Origin of the sequence: Chryseobacterium ginsengisoli (assembly GCF_039542325.1) — a bacterium.
GTDB classification, from domain to species: domain Bacteria; phylum Bacteroidota; class Bacteroidia; order Flavobacteriales; family Weeksellaceae; genus Chryseobacterium; species Chryseobacterium ginsengisoli.
In genome coordinates, this window is record NZ_BAABHX010000006.1 from 274,357 (window position 1) to 295,227 (window position 20,871).

The following is a 20,871-nucleotide window of genomic DNA, read 5'->3' on the forward strand; positions in this document are numbered from 1 at the left end:
CCTTTATTAGAAGTGGATTACGATAATTCTTTAACGGTAAAAAAATTATAATTTTTTACACCAAACTGAGAAATATTATATTGAATTTCGATCTCTTTGACCATTCCGTTTTCTGTATAAACAGTATATTCTCCGGTAAAATTTTTATCTTTTTCTAAAGAATTGTCAGTTTGATGAAGAATAATTTCTTTGCTGTATTCCGGACTTTCCACTTTTTGCTGAAGACTGATCAGTGTATTTTCCTCACCGATTGACTGTTGTAAATACGATTTTCCGTTTACAAAACCGTTCCTTAAAGCTGCAAAATACGTTTTAATAAAAACATCTTCCTTCATTCTTTGGTTGAATATATCTTTATTTAAGACTGCAAATTCAAATTCTTCGAGATAAATTTTTGCATATTTATCGGAGAAAAGATCATATAATTTTTCTTTAATTTTTCCAAAATTGCTGATTGTTTCTTGAGTTAATGCAACATTTGCAATTTCACCTTTGTGATCTGTTTTTACTTCAATCGGATTCAATGAACGAATAGATTGTGAGGCAAGATCGGTCATCATACCTCCATGTTCGTCGGAAAAATTGTTTTTAAACAAATGAAAAATATGAAAATCCCCTTCTTTTCTGATCCATTTTACGGAAACCGTGTATAAAAGTATATTGCTTTTCTTTTCAAGCTCGTTTTCCTCTATTTCCGTATTGATAACAGAATATATCTGGCTGAAATTTTCAGGATTAAAGCGTATTTCGGGGTTTAATTTCGGATGTTTGAACGGAGCATCGTTTTTACTGTTGTATTCTCTGATCTTATGATGATCAGGAATAAGAAGCTTTTTTCGCGGAATTAATTTATCAAAAATAAAATCTTCTCTTGCACAATATGTATTGTGAAATTCTTTAAGGTATTTTGGATTTTCAAGATTAATTTCTTCAGATATGCTTTCCAGCGTTTCTCCGGAAAGTATAAAATGAACGATCATATATTTTTGTTTTTTGGCTAAATCGAATTTAGAGTAAAAATTTTATTTTACAAAATAGTTTTACATGTATTTAATTCTAAAAAATCTTTGGATTGACGAATTTTAAACAAAAAAAACAGCATACAAAACCGTAGGCTGTTCTTTTATTATTTTTAAAGTGACTATTTGCTCTTTGTAAACTCCAAATATTTGTCGCCACATTGCGAAAAATGCTCAAATTCATTCATAGAATTTCCTGAATTTTGGACTATTATTTTATCTCCTTCATATAAACCTCCGATTTCGCCCATTGTAACGTTCGTTATTTCGCCCGTTTTTTCGTCAGTTTCCGTAGAAACATTTCCTGCGGCTATTATTTTTGTTTTATCAAAAACTTTAAAAGTTGGTTTTCCATCTACATTTTTAAATTCTACTGAAAATCTTCCGCCGTCACAAGTATTTGCAACAAATTTTCCTTCGATCAGATTTTTTGAAACAGCAGTTTTAGGATCTTTTTCTTTCGGATTTTCTACAATTTCAGTATCGGATTTGTCTGTTTCAGGCTTTTTAAGAGAATCTGAGGAATGATCTGAAGTGCTGGAAACTGCCGATGAATCAGGTTTGTTTTTTTTATGTTTTGATTCATTTTTGCTGCATGAGATCACAGAAAGTCCGACCAGAAGACAAAGACCGATAAAGCTTTTTTTAATCATATAGTTTTTACGTTTTAATGTGATTGTTTAATCAAAAATACCATAATTTTTAATTGAAAAAATGGTTTTAGAGAAATTCATTCAAAATAATTTTAAGAATAAAAAAGAGACCATGTAAAAACACGATCTCCTTTCATTATTTTTTTAAATTCTTTAAGGATGATAAACCTTAATTACTTTTCCAAGCTTATATACTTCAATTTTATCAACGGGACCTTCAGGAGAATAGTTCCATTCGCCGTCTTTTATACCATTAATATAATTTCCGTCCTCAATAATATTTTTATTGTAATCAATTGAATATTTTTTCTCGATCCAATAACCATTTTTTAAATGATCATTGATCTTTCCTTTCAACTGATATTCGTATCCGTTTTTTTCCTTGCCCCATTTTTTATCAACAGCCTGAGTTTCAAAATAATCCAGAAAAACCCCATTTTTCACTTGGAACTGTAGATTTTGCTTTAAATCCGGTCTTTTTAATATCATCTGAATTTTATCTCCTTTTACTTCAGAATATCGTTGATAGTTTTCTTCAGATTTTAGATCTTCAAATACGATCATGCTGTTGTAAGGATCATTAGAATTTTCATTGACCAATAAAATACATTGATAATTCCCATCTTCATAGTTTATTTTAGCATAGTAAGATTTAAATAAATTATTGTTAATCGTAAAATCTTTATACTGATAAAACTGCAGTAAAGAATCGTTCGAAGAAACAAAAATATCCCACATATAAGGTCTTTCAACCTCTCTTTGTAAAGAATTTTTCAGAATATTTTTTAAATTTTTTATTTTTCCCTGATCTTCAATTTTCTTTCCGACAGCATTCTGATCCACCGAATTGATCACAAAAGGATCTGTGTTGGATTTTAGTGCTGCAACCGCTTCATAAGTCTGTACTTTTGAAGGTGAAGCTGCTGGTGTTTCTGATTTACAATTTTTAAACTGAAACAGAAAAAGCAAACAAAAAATTAACTTCATTTTATATTTCTTTTAAAGTTGGTGCAAAGCCCTGCAAATGCAAATGATCGTTGTGCCCGCTGTTTTTATCATTGGTACAGTGATTTAGGATCTTTGCATCTTTCTCACCGTAATTTTGCGACAGCATACTTTTCCATCCGAATTTGTACAAGGCATCATTAAATGTATTCTGTCTCGATTCGTCCATACCTTTCCATCCAGTTTCTTCATTATCGCTGAAAAGGTCTGTCTTTCCTCCTTTTTTATCGGTTCGAAGATATCTTAAATCGCCGTTCATTCCGTTTTTATGGGATTTACTTCCTCCAACAGATTCTCCTTTTTCATTACTGAAACCATTGAAAGTAAAATCATCATAATTACATTCCATTAACGCGCCAAAAAGTGCAGCCATCGTCACATCGTTCATGTAATAACGGCTCGTGTTTATAACCATCGTAAAACCTACAGAATCTTTTTTATAACTGTGTTTCACATTTCGCACGTCGATAAGATAAATATTTTCGGTGTCTTTACCAAGCTTGTCTTTATAAACTCCGCCGTAATTTTCTTTTACTTTCACTAATTTATACTTTCCAAGATCATGAACATTTCCTGTACTGTCGTGGTAAAAATAGGCGGCAGATTCGCGTTTTTCATTTTTAAATTTATACTGAATTTCTCCCGTACTTTGAATATGATATTCTACGTCGGAATCTCCGGTGTTCGTCGCCTGACATTCATCTGTTTTCAGAACCTCTTTTATCTTTGTTAAGATCGTTTCTCTCGCCGAAACGTCATTCGTAGAACCGTGGATAAGTCTTGTTACTTCCTTAAAATCACCTTTATCGGCAACCCCGTTCAAATCCTTTTCACTGCCGTCACCTAATAAAACTCCGTGCAGCCAGTACCAACCTGCAGAACGAGTTGCTAAATCCAGATCACCCAACAACAGATCCGGATCGGCAACAAGATCTTTTCCTGCGTATTCCCCAAACCTTCTGAAACCTTTTTTTCTGGTAATCTGTATCAAACCACGACCTCTGTATTTATAACCGTCACCACTCGCTTCATCACCATTTTCTGCAATTCCACGGTAGACGTAATTTCCTAGTTTTTCAGGACTTTTAAAGAATTCGCTTGGATTTGAATACAATCTCGGATGACTTGCTTTCGTCCAAAAGCTGTGCAGCGCGGCTTCCGTTGTATAATAAAGATTTTCATCCGCTCTTGAAAAAGATCCCGTTTCTTTGGTAATCTGAGCCATGAAAAATGCTTTTTTAACGCATGTATTTATTTTAAATTCTTTAAAAGTTTTATTTAAAGACTTCAGAAAAGTCTCAATTGTCGGAGATCCGAAACTGTTTGTTCCCAATGTAAACAACTGTGAAGTATCAGGATACATAAGTTTAAATTCATCCACTGTAATTTCTGCCTCACATCGCGGACATTTTTTTGCAATCTCGAAATAAGCTCCTTCTTTTTTCAGGAATTCACCTTCATGTTTTTTAATATTTCCGGTGCATTCGGCTTTCAGCCAAAGAAATTCCGTCATTTTTTTGAAAACATCAAAAGTGACTTCTTCGCCTTTGTTGTAAATTTCCTTGGTCAGTGCTTTTATTATTACATCAGATTTTGTCAGTTTCTCCTGTTTTGCCAGTTCATCTTTAATTTTGTTGGTAATAATTCCTGCAATTCGTTTTTTTTCTTCGGCAGTCGAAGTTTTATTTCCGTCACCGCCAAATTTGTAAGTATATGTTCCGTCTTTTTTACCAATGAGCTTGTCTCTCCATTCTTTTAGTGTTTCATCGGATTTTGGACGAAGCTTTATTTTTACTTTTGCAATTCCTTTCTCTGCGGTTGCCTTTAATGTCGTAAGTTCAGCGCCGTTTTCTTTAGCTTCTATTACAGGCAGATTGGCATCTTTTGCGACTAAATATTCTTCTTTTTCTCTGATATTAATGCTTACTTCTTTACCATCCAGCAACATCGTTTTTGCTACCACAAAGATCTCTTCTTCCAACGGCGCATTATTGATCCGAACCATAACAGGTCCTAATTTATATAACGAAAAAGAAATAGATTCTCCTTTTTTGTAGGAAGTTTTGCTTAATGCATTCTTGATATCATCCAGTTTCGCATATTTTTTATCTTTTTTCACCGCAGGATCTACTTTTCCTTTAATGACTTTGGCAATATTTTCTTTATTGATATTATTGTTATCCTTTGCAAAAGTGTATTTATAAGTTCCATCTGCATCATCGGTGGGCTGTGTAAACTCTTCTTTTGCAAAAAAGGCATCAAGAAGACTTTCCGTTTTGGGTTCTTCCACAACACTTGTTGTTTTTCCTTCCGGATTTGGTACGGCAGGCTTTTTTTCCGGCTCTACTGTTCCTTTGGTTTCCTTTACAGCATCAGGTTTTTGGGAATTATCTCCAACATCTTTTTCTTCTTTCTTTGAAGCAGGCTGATCCTGAGTTTTTGCGGGCGTATTGTTTGAAGGATTATTATTTTGAGAAGGGCTTGAAGCCGGCTGCTTAGGTTCTTCTTTTGGTTGTTTTGCAGGTTCTTTATATTCCGGATTCTGAACATCTACATTATTGGTAGCATGTTTTTTATCTTTATAATATTCTACAGTAACATAAAACTCGAGTTTTTTAGGATCTTTTTCTCCTTGAGCTGCCTTTTGCATTAAAGCTTTTGATAAAACAAATTCGGCGGCTGCATTTCCTGTTCTGTCAACAATACCTTCTTTACTGTCAACAAATAAATTTTTAGAATCATGACCGTCATCCGAAGCATCATCTTCCCAAAGTGTAAACAACAGTTTTTTACCTGTAAGATTCACACACTGAGCTTTTGCCACCAATTTTTCATTATAGCTGAAAACTGTTCCCGGAGAGTCATCTACATAACGCAATTCAACTTTATTAATTTGCGGAACTCCTGCCGGTTGAGGTGTGATATCGATGGTTGTAGAACCTTGTCCTTCCGGCTCATGAAGATAAGCTTCCAGACGATAAGTATTTTTTGCGGCAACTTCTCCAAACGTAAAATTTCCGTCTCCTTTTTTCTTGATATTTGTACTCGTATAACTTCCGTCAGAACGTTTTTTAAACAATTCCCAAGTTACCAGATCCGGATTTCTTTCCTTCGTTGGAGTTGAAGGATACCAATCTGTGATGGTGTATGCAGTTTTCTCCCCTACTTTTGGTGAAGGATTTCCTGAAATTTTTGCCACTCCTTTTTTTGACATAATAGAAAGTGTTTAAAAATTAATAAGCGTCTAATTCACTTTCCAGAACCGTCTCTTTGAAATCCTGCATTTTCACCAGCGAATTGATGTGCTGTACCGTTTTACTGTCGGCATTTTTTACATTCTGTTTGCTCATCTGTCCACGTTGTCCGTGATCATTGATGGTAATTTTTCCGCCAATGACACATTGAAGTTCAGAAAGTTCGGTTACGATCTTTTTGCCCATGATCTTTACTTTATCATAGGTTTTCTGCCATTTTCCGGCTGGAGCATAAGAACATGGCAAATATCCACCGGAAGTTGGCTTCAGTTTACATTGTCCGAAACTTGGACCGGGAGGATTGAACTGAAGATCATCTTCGGTTACACCGAGAAAATCTGCATTTCCGTCAGAGTCATTCCAAAAATGCTTCTGATGTGCAGTGACTTTATATTGAGGAAATTTATCACCCTGATTACATTGGGCTTTACCTTTCTGTACAACAAAATATTTGCCGTCATGAGGTGATGATTGCTGTGACATATTTATGCGATTTGGGTATGGTAAAGATAAAAAAATTACATTAAAAAAATAAAAAAGCGGAAAAAATTTCCGCTTTTTAACATTATAAGTTACTAATGTTTAGTATATTCGGGTTCTTCTGTTGGTAACATTGTCGGCATGAAGTATTCATTAAGCCAATAAAAAGTCTGCCCGTTTTGCTGAATTTTCACAGCCGGATCGTTTCTGTGCGACAACATTCTTTCCGCCAGATCTTTATAGTGTTTAAAGTAAGTTCTTACCGCTTCTTTGGTCACAATTTTAGGTTTTTTCCAACCTTTTAACATATATTTTGACATGATTTCCTCCTCAGAAAGGTCAAATCCTGTACTGATTCCCACCGCGTAAGACATCGGCTGTTTGTAAAGATCGCTTTTGTCAAGGAATTTTATTGTCGGGTTATATTTTTTCAACAATTTCACATACTCATTCACCGCACTTGACTGGCTGAAATCAGCTCTTTCTGCACCAGTATTTTTATAAACTTCCGTATAGAATAACTTTAAATTATCATATTCAGTTTCAGAAATTAATATCCCTTTCTCCAATCCGGGTTTATAATCTTTCAATTCTTTTGGAATATATCCTTTTACCAAAAACGGACTTCCATAATTGATCAATTGAGCTGCAATTCCTGCAGGAACCGGATTTGTAAGTCCCGGATATAGATATTTGTACTTTAAATCAACATCTGTTCTTCCCGCTCCTACTGATGAATGGAAATATTCGTTTAAAGATTTGTCCAGCGTCGTATTATCCAAAGTAACCTGAGCAATTAAGCTGTCAACAGATTTTTTAAGATAACCCGGCGTTGCAATGTCTCCTTTTTTAGGGAAAATAACAAAACCTTGAGCCATACTTTGTTTAGGATAATCCAATGAGAAGAAACCTTCATCACCTTCAACCAGATTGAAATTATTTTTAGTTAAAACATCATTTTGGTTAATGATTTTCTGTTTCTTTAATTCGGCGATATTTTTTGCTGTATTTGTCACTACATTTTCAGCCATTAAGACAAAATCATTGTAAGTATCTGAAGATCTTGCGCTTGTCTGGAACATAATTACTCTTGCCTGAGCTTGCGTTAAAGAATTAATCACTCCGTACATATTTCCGCTCTGGTTTGCTGAAGTTCCTACTGTTACAACAATATTTGTTTCATCCGGAATTTCTGACAGAAGATTTCCAGCCGCCATTAACCCTTCATTTACAGGCTGATAACCGCTATTGCTTGTACAATTCATCTCATTGGTCTTATCATCAATGAATTTTGTAATCTTGCTATAATCCGTACTTAAATTTGAAACGGCAACATTGTCTCCGCAAGAATTATTTTTATATAAAACAACTCCATATTTTACCTGATTAAAATAAGAAGGTTTTTCGAATCTAAGCTGTAAATCCTGCAATAAAGATTTTACAATCGGAGCATAAGGCGCATTCGGCGCACTGATGTCTAAAGTGAAAACAATATTGATTCTTTTATTTCTTTCTGTAATTTCTCTGTAACGGTCAAAATAAATCTGCTCACCCAAAACATTGAAAACATAATTTTTGCTGTAATCTAAAACATTGGTAAAATATTTCGTTTTAGAATCAGGAGTCGGGGCTTCGTTTAATGGTAAAGTCACCGGATAAATATTTTCAAGAGGTGTTCTTTTATTAACATCTGTCAACAAAATTGCAGTCCTGTTTTCCGTTTCATTTCCTCCCGGAGAACCTTCGTGAAGACCTAGAGCAGTTTCTGTGACACCTGTCGTATTTTTCATTTTAACAGCAGAACGTTCTCCCCAAGCTGAAACGACATTGGAGCTCACCCAACCGTACAAACTTGTACTGATGCTGTCTATATCAATCGTAGGTTTCTTTCCAACCAAGAATCTTTTGTTATTTTCTGCCTGCTTGTAAACATAAACAACCTGTCCGTTTGGAATTTTCACATTTGCCTGCTCGATCAGACTTGGCGAATTGAATACCATGATCGAATCATTTTTATAATACCTTTCAGAGCTTCGGATAACTTCGCTATTACTTGGTAAAACGGCAACTCTTACAGGAAAACCTGTTCTTTCACTTTTTAGAGAATTGCTCCAAAGAAGAAGATCCGATTCAGGAATCCAACCGTATGTTTTGATCTGTTTGGACGAAACTTTTTTCATTAAAGCATCAGGAATGTATTCTGCTACTTTTACCATTCCGTCTCTGTTTTTCAAAACCATCAACGGTTCTAAAAACTTAACTTCTTTATACGATTTTTCATCACTTTTATCTAAATATGCCGTATTTCTGGATCTGTCTGAAATAGCGATCCAAGGAACTGATTTTTTAGGAAAACCATTTACAACAGGCGAATTATCGACCTGTCCGTATTGTGAAGGCTCCGGAGTTCTTTTCGACGGCAATTTTACCTGGCAACTAACCAGTAAAACCGAAACTCCTACGTAATATGCTGCTAGAGGAAATTTATTTTTCATCCTAATTTATTTAATGATTGGTGCGCTCAAAAAAATTCTGAACGAGAAATTATTTACTTTGGTTTATATCAACTTTTGTTACGCAGTTTTGTGTATCATCGAAGTTTACTTTTACAGTCTGAATGATCGTATTTTTATCAAACTGAAGACCTGCGCAATACATGTAAAAATTATTTACTTTACTGTCACTTACTTTTACCACAGTATTTTCGTTGTTACACAGATATGTTTTCAACAAATAATTGTAATGCATATTGAAACTGTTTCCGTTGGCAATCTGCTGTAGGTGATATTTAAAATCGTTATCAATTTTAGCATAAGAATCTTCTACGCTCACTTCATCCTGCAATGCGTCGTAGTAAGGAAGAATTTTAATCTGATGTAAAATTGGCTCTTCGCTTTCGTTCGTATAAAGCGTTACAACATAATCTCCAGGTTTTTTGTAAGAATAGATTGCCATTTTATCTTTGGAATCGATATTTCCGGTCTCCCCAAACTTCCATGTGAATTGTGTGCCTTCGGAAATTGCACGAAACTGTACATTTTCAAACTGCATTGCCTGACTTTGAGCATCGATCAAAGTTTTAGATTTCGTAGAATCTTTCGGCTTCGGAAGACTTCTTGCAGAAACCATTACGGGAAAAGATTTAGAATATTTATTATCAATAATCAAAGTTACCTGATAATATCCCGGTTTATTGTAAAAGTGGATTCCACTGTTTTTATCGCTCGATGTACCATCTCCAAAATTCCATCTTTTGGTTTTTGCGAATTGGGTCTTGTCTTCAAACAAAAGTGTATCCCCTACTTTTACGGAAGATGGATAGACAACCCCGACAATATCATCGGCAGAGTGTATCACCTTCTTCTGCAGCCATAGTGCAACCAACGCAGCTATGAGCAAAGTCGCGATAACGCCAATAATAATGTTTTTTTTGTTTTTTTGAAAGTAATTCATAGTTAATGATTGTGTGATGTGTGTTTTATTCGTGTGTGATTTTTCTTCCTTAGTTTGCAATTTCCCATATTACTGGGTTCTGGATTTCAAAGCGGTTTCGCGTTGGAAAAGCTGACTTTTCTTTTCCTTAAAGCCAATCGAACATTCATCAAATTGTTTTTCGAAACTTTTGATATTCTCAGTCTTGCTTGAAATAATTTTTTTATCGTTAAAATACATCTTGTAAAACTTCGCAATCTGCGGATAAGCATCTTTTCTGATGTCTGAGATATTATCTCCATTCTGAAAATAGTTTGCAACATCATTGATTCCGTACATGATATTATTTTCTACGAAAGGCTGCGGCGCTTCATCCGTCAATCGATTAATCATCGAAAATGTACTGTCTAAAGTTTTGTAAGAAAATTTCTGTTTCTGATCAAATTTTGCCTTTTCCTCAAGGTTCTGAACCGAAATAATATCTTCATCCGAAAACGGAGATTCAAATCCTTTTAAAAATATGATTCCCAAAAAAATAAGTGCTGCGAAAAGCATTAAGATCAAATATAAAAACTGATAATGTCTTTCTTTTTTCGATAGTGTGATTTGTCCCTGCATGATTTTAGTTTTTATCTTCTACGTCTGCTTCCTGTAAATTTTCTTGTAGGATCTACTCTCAGTTCGCTATTTACGATTCCTACTTTTCCTCTACACTCGCTCAAATCCCGCAAAGCATTCTGTTCTTTGTAAGAAACAGCTACAATTTGGTTCTTTAAAGCGAGCATGGGCTCGATGTGTTTCATTAAGACAGAATAATGCTTAAAATTGTCCACACTATCCTTTCCCATGATGTTTTTAGCGTCTCTTACGTTGTCCATGATGTAGTTTCGGAGGAAAATGTCATTATCCACCTTATTGATGTCAAGCTGATCCATCCTGTAAAGAATACTGTCTACATGAATCCTCAGAAGGTCGCTTCTGGTAAGTAATTCGCGGTAGTCATCCGCTTGTTTTTTTATTCCTTCTCTCTGAATATCATAGCTTTTGAAAAAGAAAAATACGCAGATGAAAGAAACACCTGATAAAGCAATAAACGATAGAACAAATTTCCAAATGCCTACCGTGACGTCCGTTTTGTTTAATTTTTTCTCCCGATTCGAAGACATATGTTTGTGATTTGTTTGGTCTGTGAATTTATAAAAAAATAATTTATTCACAAAATTTAAGATTTTAAGTGAAATAATACTATTCTTTTAATTAATTTAAGATTAATTTTCACTTTCATCATATTTTCCTAATTTAGTGACCTGAATTTTAATTATCAGTCACCAAATCGATATTAAAGTGAGTAAAATACTAACTAATACTGTGCGATTTTCTATAGCAGACAGTGATTTTTATTTTAAAAAAATAATGATCAGGACGCTTACCGAAAACCCGTTTTACATGCTTCTTAATGACTGCAACAATGGCCACGAGCTTATCAGCAGAAATTACAGAAGGCAGGAAGACGTATTTATCGTAGAGCTTTTTATGCCGGTATTAAGCGGAATTGAAGCCATAAAATACATCAGAAAAAGCGATACCGAAACCCCAATCATTACCTATTCCGGGACTTATCAGGAAGATATGGCGGAAATTCTTTCTAAAATTCCAAATATTTATTATTGTCAGAAAAAAAGTAATGTCATCAAAGATATTATTAAAGGAAAAATAACTTCCGACAGCTTTGATTATGAGGCTTACTCAAAAGAGTGGGAACAGCAGCCTTTGGCAGTTCAGGATTATATGGATCGCCAAAAAAAAAGCCAGGAAGAGCTTTCATCGACCGAAATCCAACTGATGAAATTCTGCTATGAAGGCTTCAGTAACAAAGAGATAGGCGAAAAACTGAACCTCAGTACAAGAACCATTGATACTTACATCAACCGCCTTACAGAAAAGCTCGGACTAAAGACAAAACTTCACCTCATCCGCTTCTGTGTGGAGAATGGATACTACAATTCCAGCATGTAAAAGTGAGTTAATATTATTTTAATCTTGAGTAAACATTAAATTTTCAACCTCTTATCAAAAAATATTTTGCCACTAATTTGCTAATATTCAATTTTTTTAACTAAATTTGCACACCTAAAATTTAAAATTAAAATAAGGAAATGACAAAGGCAGAATTGGTAAACACCATCTCAAACAAGTTGGGAACCGAAAAGAATGAAACACAGAAAGTTGTAGAGGCTTTTATGCAAGAAATCAGGACTTCTATGTATAATGGAGATAACGTTTATCTAAGAGGTTTTGGATCTTTTATCATTAAAACAAGGGCAGCAAAAACGGGAAGAAACATCTCTAAGAACACTGCAATTGAAATCCCTGCTCATAACATTCCTGCTTTCAAGCCATCAAAATCTTTTGTGGAGAAAGTAAAAACGAAAGTTACAGTAAAATAAGACATTAACTGAATATTAACTAGTTACTAAAAAATTATAATTATGCCAAGCGGAAAGAAAAGAAAAAGACACAAGGTTGCAACACACAAGAGAAAGAAAAGAAGAAGAGCGAACAGACACAAGAAGAAATAATCTCTTTTTCTCGATTTAAAATATAAAAATATAGTTGGTGATTTTAAGTTTTAAAGCCTCACCGACTATATTTTGTTTTGCAACTATAAGATGTCGAAGGAAAAGAAAGTTTATTTTTATCAAAAAAACTACTGCTTATTCAGAAGTAATTCTTAACTTAAAGTTAAAATTTATTTGATGAAAAACACAATCTTTTCCTACAATCTTAACAATTTTATCTTACAAACAAAATGAAGAAAGAACTAATAGTTTCGCATGAAGATGATCTTACAAAGATTGCACTGCTGGAAGACGGAAGACTATGTGAACTTCATGAGCAAGAGGACAAAAGCGATTTTATAGTTGGAGATTTGTTTGTTGGAAAAGTAAAAAAACTGGCGCCCAACCTTAATGCTGCATTCGTAAACATTGGATACGAAAAGGATGCATTCCTGCATTATCAGGATTTGGGACCACAATATCTTACCTACAGAAAGTTTCTGAGAGATACTATTTCCAAAAAACAGAGCACATCAAGCTTAAAAAATTTCGAGATACAGCCCGAAATAGATAAAAACGGAACCGTAGACAAAGTAATCGCCAAAGATGACCTTGTTTTACTACAAATTACCAAAGAGCCTATCTCTACAAAAGGTCCGAGAATCTCTACTCAGATCTCTTTAACAGGGCGCTTTTTGGTACTGATACCTTTCGACAATAAAGTTTCGATTTCTAAAAAAGTGAAAAGCTTTGAAGAAAAAGAGAGACTGAGAACATTGATTGAAAGTATTAAACCTGAAGGATTCGGAGTTATTATAAGAACCGTAGCCGAGGGTAAAAAAGTAGCCGACCTGCACAATGACATGAATCAGCTGATTCAGAAATGGGAAACTACTTTTAAAAATATACAGAAAAATAAAGTTCCGTCAAGAGTTTTAAGCGAAGATGACAAAGCTTCAGCTATTTTAAGAGACAATTTCAACCAAGATTTTGTAAGTATCACTTGTGATGACGAACAAATGGTTGAAGAAATGAAAAACTATCTGGAAGTAATTGCTCCGGAAAGAAAAAACATTGTCCATTTTTACGATTCTCATATTCCTCTTCTGGAATATTACAATGTTGAAAAACAGCTCAAACAAAGTTTTGGAAAACACGTCAACATTCCAAGCTCAAAAGGTGCTTATCTTGTCATAGAACATACAGAAGCACTACACGTAGTCGACGTAAACTCCGGAAATAATATCACAGCCGGAAATACTGCCAATAAAGAACACGCACTGAACGTGAACAAAATGGCATCAACCGAGATCGCAAGACAACTGCGTCTCCGTGATATGGGTGGAATCATTGTGATCGATTTTATCGACATGCCGAATCCGGATCACAGAAGAGATCTGTACGAACATCTAAGGGTAGAAATGAGCCGTGATAAAGCGCGCCATAAAATTCTTCCGCCTAGTAAGTTCGGTTTGATACAAATCACCAGACAAAGAAACCGTCCGGAAAAACAAATCGACACCAAAGAAGAAAATCCCAACAAAGACGGAGAAATTGTAGCTCCGATCGTGATTGTAGAAAGAATGGGCGAAACCCTGAGAACCATCATGCAAAAGGAAAAAGGAAAACTTTACCTGCATGTACATCCATTTGTGGAAGCTTACCTTACAAAAGGTTTGATAAACAGTATTCAGATGAAATGGTTCAGAAAATACAAAAAATGGGTGAACGTTATTCCAAGGGATTCTTTTAAGTACTTAGAATACAGGATTTACAATTCGAAAAAAGAAGAATTGATTGGATATTCTAATTAATACAAAATTTTAACCTCTAGTTTTTCTGGAGGTTTTTTTTATATTTGTTGTTCATAAAAAACAACAATGAAAAAAGAATTATTACTTGCTCTGCTTCTTGCAGTACAGATTGCCTTTGCGCAAATTATTTCCAAAGATCCTGCCTTTGCATTAAACGGAGTATCTAACGTAGCCAATTTTACTTATGCATGGAATATGGCTCAAGATTCTAATGGCAGTATTTATTCATCTTATTCTATCCCGAATGGTACTGAAACATTTGTATATAAACTTACAACTAATGGAATTTTAGATTCAAATTTTGGAAACAATGGAAAAGTTCAATTACCGTATTACACCTATCAATGTCAATCAAAAGTACAACCTGACGGAAAATTAATAATTTTTGGTTATGGCAACATTAATGGCGGGGTTTCCGGTTCGAGTCAGGTAGGGATAATATATAGAATGCTTCCAAACGGACAATTAGATGCTACCTTCGGAACCAATGGTATTTCAACAACACCTAATGGTGTTGGTAGTGATGCAAATGGTCGTTCTTTAGGACTAATCTTACAAAATGGAAAAATAATCGTTTATACTTCTACTACTATATATAGATTTAATAATAACGGAAGTATCGATACCTCTTTTGGAAACAATGGTTCTGTAGCTATTCAGGGAAACTTTTATTATGGTGCGTTTGTATTAATAGATAATCAATCTAATCTTATCTGCCTAACTAAGATCAATTCAGCCTTTGGCAATGGTGTTATTGAGAAATTCAGTCCTGATGGACAGCCGTTAACGAGCTTTGGTAATAATGGTGTTTTACAATCTAATTTGGATTTTGCACCTTTGGGTACTGCAATTATAGACAGCAATAATAAGATTCTTATTTCAAAATCAAATTCCACGGGTAATGAAATTTTTAGACTAAACCCAAATGGAACTCTTGATAGCACATTTAATTGTGCGTTATCTGCAATATATCCCAATGCTTTAGCTAAAAGTATTGTTGAAAAAAATGGATATTATTACATTGGAGGAAACCAATCATCCCATCCATACATTCCATATGGTTCAGACGAATCTCCTACTTTTTTTACAAAACTCACTCAAAGCGGCTCTATAGCATCTGATTTTGGTTATTATCCTGACAGTTCATTTGCCAATATTGAAGAAATGGTTGTTAATAACAATAATATTATTTCAAATGTAGGGGGAGCAATTGTAAAATATTTACTTAATACTACAACATTATCAACCGCTGATGTTACAAAAACCAGTCTTACTATATCTTTTGAAAATCCGGTGAGGCAAAACCTAGTTTATAAATCGGAAGAAAAGGTAAGTAAAATAGAAGTTTATTCTCTTGACGGAAAATTAATTAAAACTATAAAAGAAAATAATTCAAATATTTCTGAACTTCCAAAAGGAGTTTATTTTGCAAAAGTAACTTTTGATAATGAAAAATCTGTGACCGAAAAGATCATAAAACTTTAATAATAGAATCATTATATTGATGAAATTCAAAATCTCCGTGTTTTTACGGGGATTTTTCGATTTATTTAATATTACATTTACATACGGATGTTATACAAATTCAAGCAATTGATTTTTTCTTGCATATTGCAAAGCAGAACTTTTCTACATAAATCAATTTCAGGATTTCAAAAACCCCAAAATTTAAGTGATATTTGCGAAAATAGAATTATTAATAAACCTCTATTGGAAATGGAAGGAAGGAAGGAATCAATTATTAATTAAATAAAATGAAAAATCACCATTACAAAACTACCATCCAATGGACAGGAAATAAAGGAACCGGAACCAGCAATTATCGCGATTACGAAAGAAGCCACACCATTTCGGTAGAAAATAAACCGACAATTGAAGGTTCTTCAGATCCGGCTTTTCGTGGTGATAAAACAAAATACAATCCTGAAGAAATGTTTTTGTCATCACTGTCTTCTTGTCACATGTTGTGGTATCTTCATTTTTGTTCGGAAGCAGGAATCATTGTTACAGATTATGTTGATAATGCGACAGGAATTATGACAGAAACAGCAAATGGAAGTGGTCATTTTTCGGAAGTTACATTGAATCCGATTGTAACTGTTTCCGAAGAATCAATGATTGAAAAAGCAAAAGAACTTCATCACAAAGCCCATGAATTTTGTTTCATTGCCAACTCAGTTAATTTTCCCGTAAAAAATATCCCAAAAGTGTTAATTAAATAAATTGGTTATTACATTGCAATATCCAAAACCACTATTAATAGAGCGTTTTAACAACGATAACTCTAAAATTTTGCATTAAAACTCTACTCAAAGGGAATTATTTATTAAATTATCACAAATAGTTACATTATTTTAATTATTTATTTGATATAAAAGTGAATTTTTTAATTATTTTACATTAAAAGTGAATTTTTTTTCATATTTTTATATATAACTAAAACTAATCTAATGAGACCCCGATTAACCATCTTTGACGAGCCGCTGTTGTATACAGAAGGGCTTTCTAAACTTCTCGGCCAGAGTGGCATTTTCACTACTATTGATATCTGCAACTGTCCTGAAGCCCTCAAACTACTCCTAAAAGATGATCCTCCCGAGTTTCTCATGATAAGTTCAAACATGCTTATTTTTACAGATCTTTACAAATCGGTAGAAAATATCACTTCGGCAAACAAATCCATTAAAATAATCATTATAGGAAGTGATTTTGACATTATCGATATTCGAAAATTATTCAATAAAGGCATCAAAAGCTATCTTGATAAAAACAGCAGCTACGATGAATTCATAAAATCCATCCAGGCTCTGCTTCTTAATGAAATTTATATCTGCGATCACGCCAAAGACAGAATGATCAATTTTATCAGCAACGAACAGGATCAAAGTAAAATCCATATCAAAGATCCATTGACCAGACGTGAAATGGAAATCCTTAAATTGATCTGCGACGGATACAGCAGCAAAGATATTTCAGAAAAACTTTTCATAAGTATAAACACGGTAGAAACACACAGAAAAAGAATTCTTTTAAAACTGAACGTAAAAAACTCAGTAGGGGTTGTAAAATATGCGCTTGAAAATCATATCATAGATTGACAAACAACCAACTTAATTAACTAAAAATTCCAAACCCGTAAGTTTGGAATTTCTTTTTAATATACCATGAAAAAATCAAAAAATGTTCTTATTAAATCAATTTAAAAAGTGAATGGCCGATTTTGCTTCGTAATGTGAATCATGAATTTTAAAAACTTGTCTATTCAAGATTCACTACCAAAGTATTTATTTGCAGAGCAAAATCGACCACTCACAAAGAATTACTCATAATCCGGCATTTCCGCGTTACTGAAAAGAACAGCTCTAGTGAGATCCGTCATCGAGCTGTTCAGATCAATAACCATAACATTCCGTTGGGAGATGTTATCATTAGAAGTATTCATGAAAATTACCTGTGCATTGTTTGGAGAAAATCTTGGATCGAGATCATTCGTTCCCATCACTTTATCGCTTTCCAGCGAAATATCGTAGCTCGTGCTTGTCGTTAAATTATATACAAAAACATGAGAATCCAGCTGTCTGTAATTACCGGAAGTATCTTGATATCCGGAAACATCGCGTGAATAGACCAGCATTTGTCCGTCAACAGAGAAATTCAGTCCGCCACTTGCTCCGAGAGTTCCTGTAAGAACTGTTTTCAAAACATTTCCCAACATATCTATGACATAGATTTTTGTATTATACCCGTTATAGTCATTAGTTTTTAAAGCTATTTTGCTTCCGTCATAGCTCCAGTCACATTCGGAAATCATACTTCCGTCGGGCGTTGTGTAAACCAAGCTTAGTCCGCTTCCATCTTTATTGATTCTGTATAATTTATTAAAATTGGTATACAAAAGTTCCTGTCCGTTTGTGCTCCACGAAAAATCGAGTTCATCATTTCTGAAGCCTGCAACGGGAACAGTCGTTACTTTAAAAGGATTCGAGCCATCAGGATTTGAAGTATAAATATGATTACTTCCACCTTCTGTTCTTAAAAAAGCGACCAATCCCGAATTATTATTTTTTCTCGGGCGCCAACTGTTGTAAGAAGGATTCGTTAACTGGAAATTCGTTCCGGAAGCATCACTTGACATAATCACGAGATTTCCGCTTTGCTTTCTCACATAATGATAGCGGTTTGTAGGAACAGTATTCGTTGTGAATTTACTGATCACGCTCAAAACCGGAGGATGAATTCCGTCTGAAACTGAAACCTGCCAGAAATAACTTACTCCGTAATTTAAATTGGATAAGGTATAATGTGTCGCTGTCAAATCATTTACCTGAACAACATTGGTATTCACATTATTTTTTATGGTTACATTGTATTTCAAAACGTCTGTAGCATCGGGATCTGTAGCGCTCCATGTCAACTCTACACTCAAAGGCTGATTGACGGCATTGTCAACCGGACTTAATAATAATGGTGCAGTTGGTGGAGAATTTAAAGATTCATCATCTTCCATTTCAAAAACCACACTTACCGCCTGATTTTGAGTCTGAATATTGACTGCCTGATAATTCGTAACATAGCCTGTAAGCTCTGCTTTTACAGAATAATTTCCGACAGGCATTCCTGCAATTTCAAAAGATCCGTCGGCTCCTGTAAAAACCGTTTGTGTGCTTGGTGAAGTAAAAATTTTCACATTGGCAATCGGTGCATTTGTTCCTCTTTTTACTACCTTTCCTTTCAGGGTTCCTGTTTGAGCCTGATCTACGAGTTCTTCATTGCAGGAAATCATACAAAGGGAAAAGATGAATATGCTGAGAATTTTAAATAAAGTTTTCATAGTTCATGTTTTTATTTGTTACCGATGTAAAAATTAAGTCCCAACGCAAATCGTAATGCCTGATCTTTTCTCTGACCATTTATCAACCCTTCCCATTTATCTTTAAAACCAAGATCATACTGAGAAGAAGCTCTCAAACCTACATTTTTGGCAATTATATATTCGAAACCGCCTCCAAACTGTCCTTTGTACTGAGGTTTGATTTCTGAATACATCACTCCTGCTCCCCCGTAGATATAAGGTGTAAATTTATATTTAGGGAAAAGAAGATATTCGATATTAACTTCCGGAACGAAGAATGTACGTTTTACAATATTTTCATTTTCTAGCGTGAAAATATTTGAATTGAATTCAAGGTTGAAACTTGGGCTCATAAAATATTTAAAGCCGATTTTTCCGCCGATATTCATCTTAGGATTTACATAATCGTCTTTGATTTTTTGTGCTTCAACATTTACGAAAACAGCAAAATTCTGTCTGTAATTGCCTGTAAATTTATTTCCGATGACTCTGTTTACATTGTCTTTCTGTTCTCTGTCGTATTCATCGATTACTGTCTGATAACTGGAAACATCGTCTACAGATTTTCCCCATATTTTATCTTTAATTCCTTCAACGATTAAACCTTTTACGGCTTTTTCGATAGCTTCTGTCACGGCAAGCTGAACCGGCTCATTTTGAGTAAGACCCACTTCAGCTTCCAGCAATCTTTCAGTATCAATATATCTGAAAAAACTACCGTTGATACTTGTGGAAAGAATCGTTTTTGAGGTGTAAACGGTTTTCAGAATTTCACCGTTCAAGGTAGAAACTGCACGAAGATAAATGGTAATTCTGTCCTGTCTGTACTGTGTAGAAGCACCAATTCCGAAATATCTCGCTCCCAAACCACCGGTCATAATATTGCTGTCATAGGAAATAACTCCTCCTTCCAGTAAAATTCCGGCATATAAAAGTGGTGGTAAAGCCTGGCTGTTTTTATCGGCATCTTTCAGATATTCCTGTCTTGTGGAACGGATGATCTGTCTTTCATTTAAAAGATTGGCGATGTTTTCTCTTTCGATGGGAATGAACCATTTGCTGTCTTCTAATGCTTTGATCAAAATGGTTGTTGTACCCTGCGGAACAGCTGTGCTCCAGTTGTTTCCGTTTTCTGCAGGTTTGTACTGCCCTGTCTGATCCCGAAATTTGTAAACTCCGATTACAATTTTCTCTTTGGGTAATGGCATACTTTTTAATTCTGTAGTATAGACTGTGTTTTCGCCTAAGGTAGATCGTTCAGGATTCGAAGGCAACCCGAACATAGAACTGCAGGCTTGTAAAATGCACAGAATAATCACACAGAAAAAAATTCTGGTGTAAGTTTTGGATCTCATGTTAAAAAAATTGGTTTAGGTATTTTCTTTATTTCGGAATAATAATTTCAGACTGATCGCCTGTATTTGTATCCAAAATATTAATCAACAGTCCTTGTGCGGTAGTGGTAATCTGTAAATACATAGAGCCGAAAAGGTAATTTCCTGGCTGTATACTTCCTTCACCGAACTGGTCTTCAAACAATTTTCTGGACAATTCACTTAAAACCTGACGGTTAAGGCTTTGCGTGAAACTATCTAGAGAATTTAAATTATCCAGTAAACTGTTATAATCTTTTTTGTCATCAAACTGATTCTGAGCGTTTGCCGAGCTCAGAAGCCATTGATAATTGAATGTATCCCCACCAAAAGCCGGATTAATGGGCTTATAAACGAGCTGTTGGGATTTCCCGAGGAAAGTTCCCGCGGTAATGGTGAAAATAATTATAAAAGTTTTCATGGCTGGCGTT

At 34.5% G+C, this 20,871-nt stretch carries 18 protein-coding genes; 6 read left to right on the plus strand and 12 right to left on the minus strand.

Features of this window, described 5'->3' with window-relative positions:
* Positions 1-17: 17 nt before the first annotated feature.
* From ABD940_RS17885 to tssO, 9 genes are all read right to left on the minus strand, one after another.
* Positions 18-980 (minus strand): hypothetical protein, encoded by a 963-nt coding sequence (locus ABD940_RS17885; RefSeq protein WP_345206994.1) that lies wholly within the window; start codon positions 978-980, stop codon positions 18-20.
* Between the two features lie 161 nt (positions 981-1,141).
* A complete protein-coding gene (locus ABD940_RS17890) occupies positions 1,142-1,672 on the minus strand; it encodes a hypothetical protein (RefSeq protein WP_345206996.1) in 531 nt (176 codons plus the stop codon).
* A gap of 153 nt (positions 1,673-1,825) precedes the next feature.
* Entirely contained in the window at positions 1,826-2,659 is an 834-nt protein-coding gene (locus tag ABD940_RS17895; RefSeq protein WP_345206998.1) for a hypothetical protein, read from the minus strand.
* A 1-nt stretch (position 2,660) separates the two neighbouring features.
* The gene (locus ABD940_RS17900; RefSeq protein ID WP_345207000.1) at positions 2,661-5,891 is read right to left on the minus strand and encodes a glycoside hydrolase family 19 protein; all 3,231 of its coding nucleotides are present in this window, start codon (positions 5,889-5,891) and stop codon (positions 2,661-2,663) included.
* 19 nt (positions 5,892-5,910) lie between these two features.
* Entirely contained in the window at positions 5,911-6,414 is a 504-nt protein-coding gene (locus ABD940_RS17905; protein ID WP_345207002.1) for a DUF4280 domain-containing protein, read from the minus strand.
* A 92-nt stretch (positions 6,415-6,506) separates the two neighbouring features.
* Complete coding sequence (gene tssR, locus ABD940_RS17910; RefSeq protein WP_345207004.1) at positions 6,507-8,906, minus strand: type VI secretion system protein TssR domain-containing protein; 2,400 nt, start codon at positions 8,904-8,906, stop codon at positions 6,507-6,509.
* 49 nt (positions 8,907-8,955) lie between these two features.
* Entirely contained in the window at positions 8,956-9,864 is a 909-nt protein-coding gene (locus tag ABD940_RS17915) for a PKD domain-containing protein (RefSeq protein ID WP_345207006.1), read from the minus strand.
* Positions 9,865-9,933: 69 nt separating this feature from the next.
* Positions 9,934-10,461 (minus strand): type VI secretion system transmembrane protein TssO, encoded by a 528-nt coding sequence (locus ABD940_RS17920; protein WP_345207008.1) that lies wholly within the window; start codon positions 10,459-10,461, stop codon positions 9,934-9,936.
* An 11-nt stretch (positions 10,462-10,472) separates the two neighbouring features.
* Positions 10,473-11,009, minus strand: coding sequence for a type VI secretion system TssO (tssO, locus tag ABD940_RS17925; protein ID WP_345207010.1), 537 nt, complete (start codon positions 11,007-11,009; stop codon positions 10,473-10,475).
* 202 nt (positions 11,010-11,211) lie between these two features.
* Between tssO and ABD940_RS17930 the strand changes: the two genes are divergently transcribed.
* The 6 genes from ABD940_RS17930 (at position 11,212) to ABD940_RS17955 (ending at position 17,313) form a co-directional block, all read left to right on the plus strand.
* Positions 11,212-11,859 (plus strand): LuxR C-terminal-related transcriptional regulator, encoded by a 648-nt coding sequence (locus tag ABD940_RS17930; RefSeq protein WP_345207051.1) that lies wholly within the window; start codon positions 11,212-11,214, stop codon positions 11,857-11,859.
* A gap of 140 nt (positions 11,860-11,999) precedes the next feature.
* Positions 12,000-12,290 carry an HU family DNA-binding protein gene (locus ABD940_RS17935; RefSeq protein ID WP_027388329.1) on the plus strand — a complete coding sequence of 97 codons (291 nt, stop codon included), beginning with the start codon at positions 12,000-12,002 and terminating at the stop codon, positions 12,288-12,290.
* A gap of 362 nt (positions 12,291-12,652) precedes the next feature.
* The gene (locus tag ABD940_RS17940; RefSeq protein WP_345207012.1) at positions 12,653-14,215 is read left to right on the plus strand and encodes an Rne/Rng family ribonuclease; all 1,563 of its coding nucleotides are present in this window, start codon (positions 12,653-12,655) and stop codon (positions 14,213-14,215) included.
* Positions 14,216-14,281: 66 nt separating this feature from the next.
* The gene (locus ABD940_RS17945; protein ID WP_345207014.1) at positions 14,282-15,700 is read left to right on the plus strand and encodes a T9SS type A sorting domain-containing protein; all 1,419 of its coding nucleotides are present in this window, start codon (positions 14,282-14,284) and stop codon (positions 15,698-15,700) included.
* A 269-nt stretch (positions 15,701-15,969) separates the two neighbouring features.
* Positions 15,970-16,437, plus strand: coding sequence for an OsmC family protein (locus tag ABD940_RS17950; RefSeq protein WP_345207016.1), 468 nt, complete (start codon positions 15,970-15,972; stop codon positions 16,435-16,437).
* 228 nt (positions 16,438-16,665) lie between these two features.
* Positions 16,666-17,313: a response regulator transcription factor gene (locus ABD940_RS17955; protein ID WP_345207018.1), complete on the plus strand. Its 648-nt coding sequence runs from the start codon at positions 16,666-16,668 to the stop codon at positions 17,311-17,313.
* A 221-nt stretch (positions 17,314-17,534) separates the two neighbouring features.
* Here ABD940_RS17955 and ABD940_RS17960 read toward each other — a convergent pair whose 3' ends face one another.
* From ABD940_RS17960 to ABD940_RS17970, 3 genes are read right to left on the minus strand one after another with little or no spacing between them, the layout of a single operon-like run.
* On the minus strand, positions 17,535-19,046 hold the full coding sequence (locus ABD940_RS17960; RefSeq protein WP_345207021.1) for a carboxypeptidase-like regulatory domain-containing protein: 1,512 nt from the start codon (positions 19,044-19,046) through the stop codon (positions 17,535-17,537).
* Positions 19,047-19,057: 11 nt separating this feature from the next.
* Positions 19,058-20,422, minus strand: a complete 1,365-nt coding sequence (locus ABD940_RS17965) for a CsgG/HfaB family protein (protein ID WP_345207023.1) — start codon at positions 20,420-20,422, stop codon at positions 19,058-19,060.
* Positions 20,423-20,450: 28 nt separating this feature from the next.
* Entirely contained in the window at positions 20,451-20,861 is a 411-nt protein-coding gene (locus tag ABD940_RS17970) for a curli production assembly/transport component CsgF (RefSeq protein ID WP_345207025.1), read from the minus strand.
* Positions 20,862-20,871: the final 10 nt, after the last annotated feature.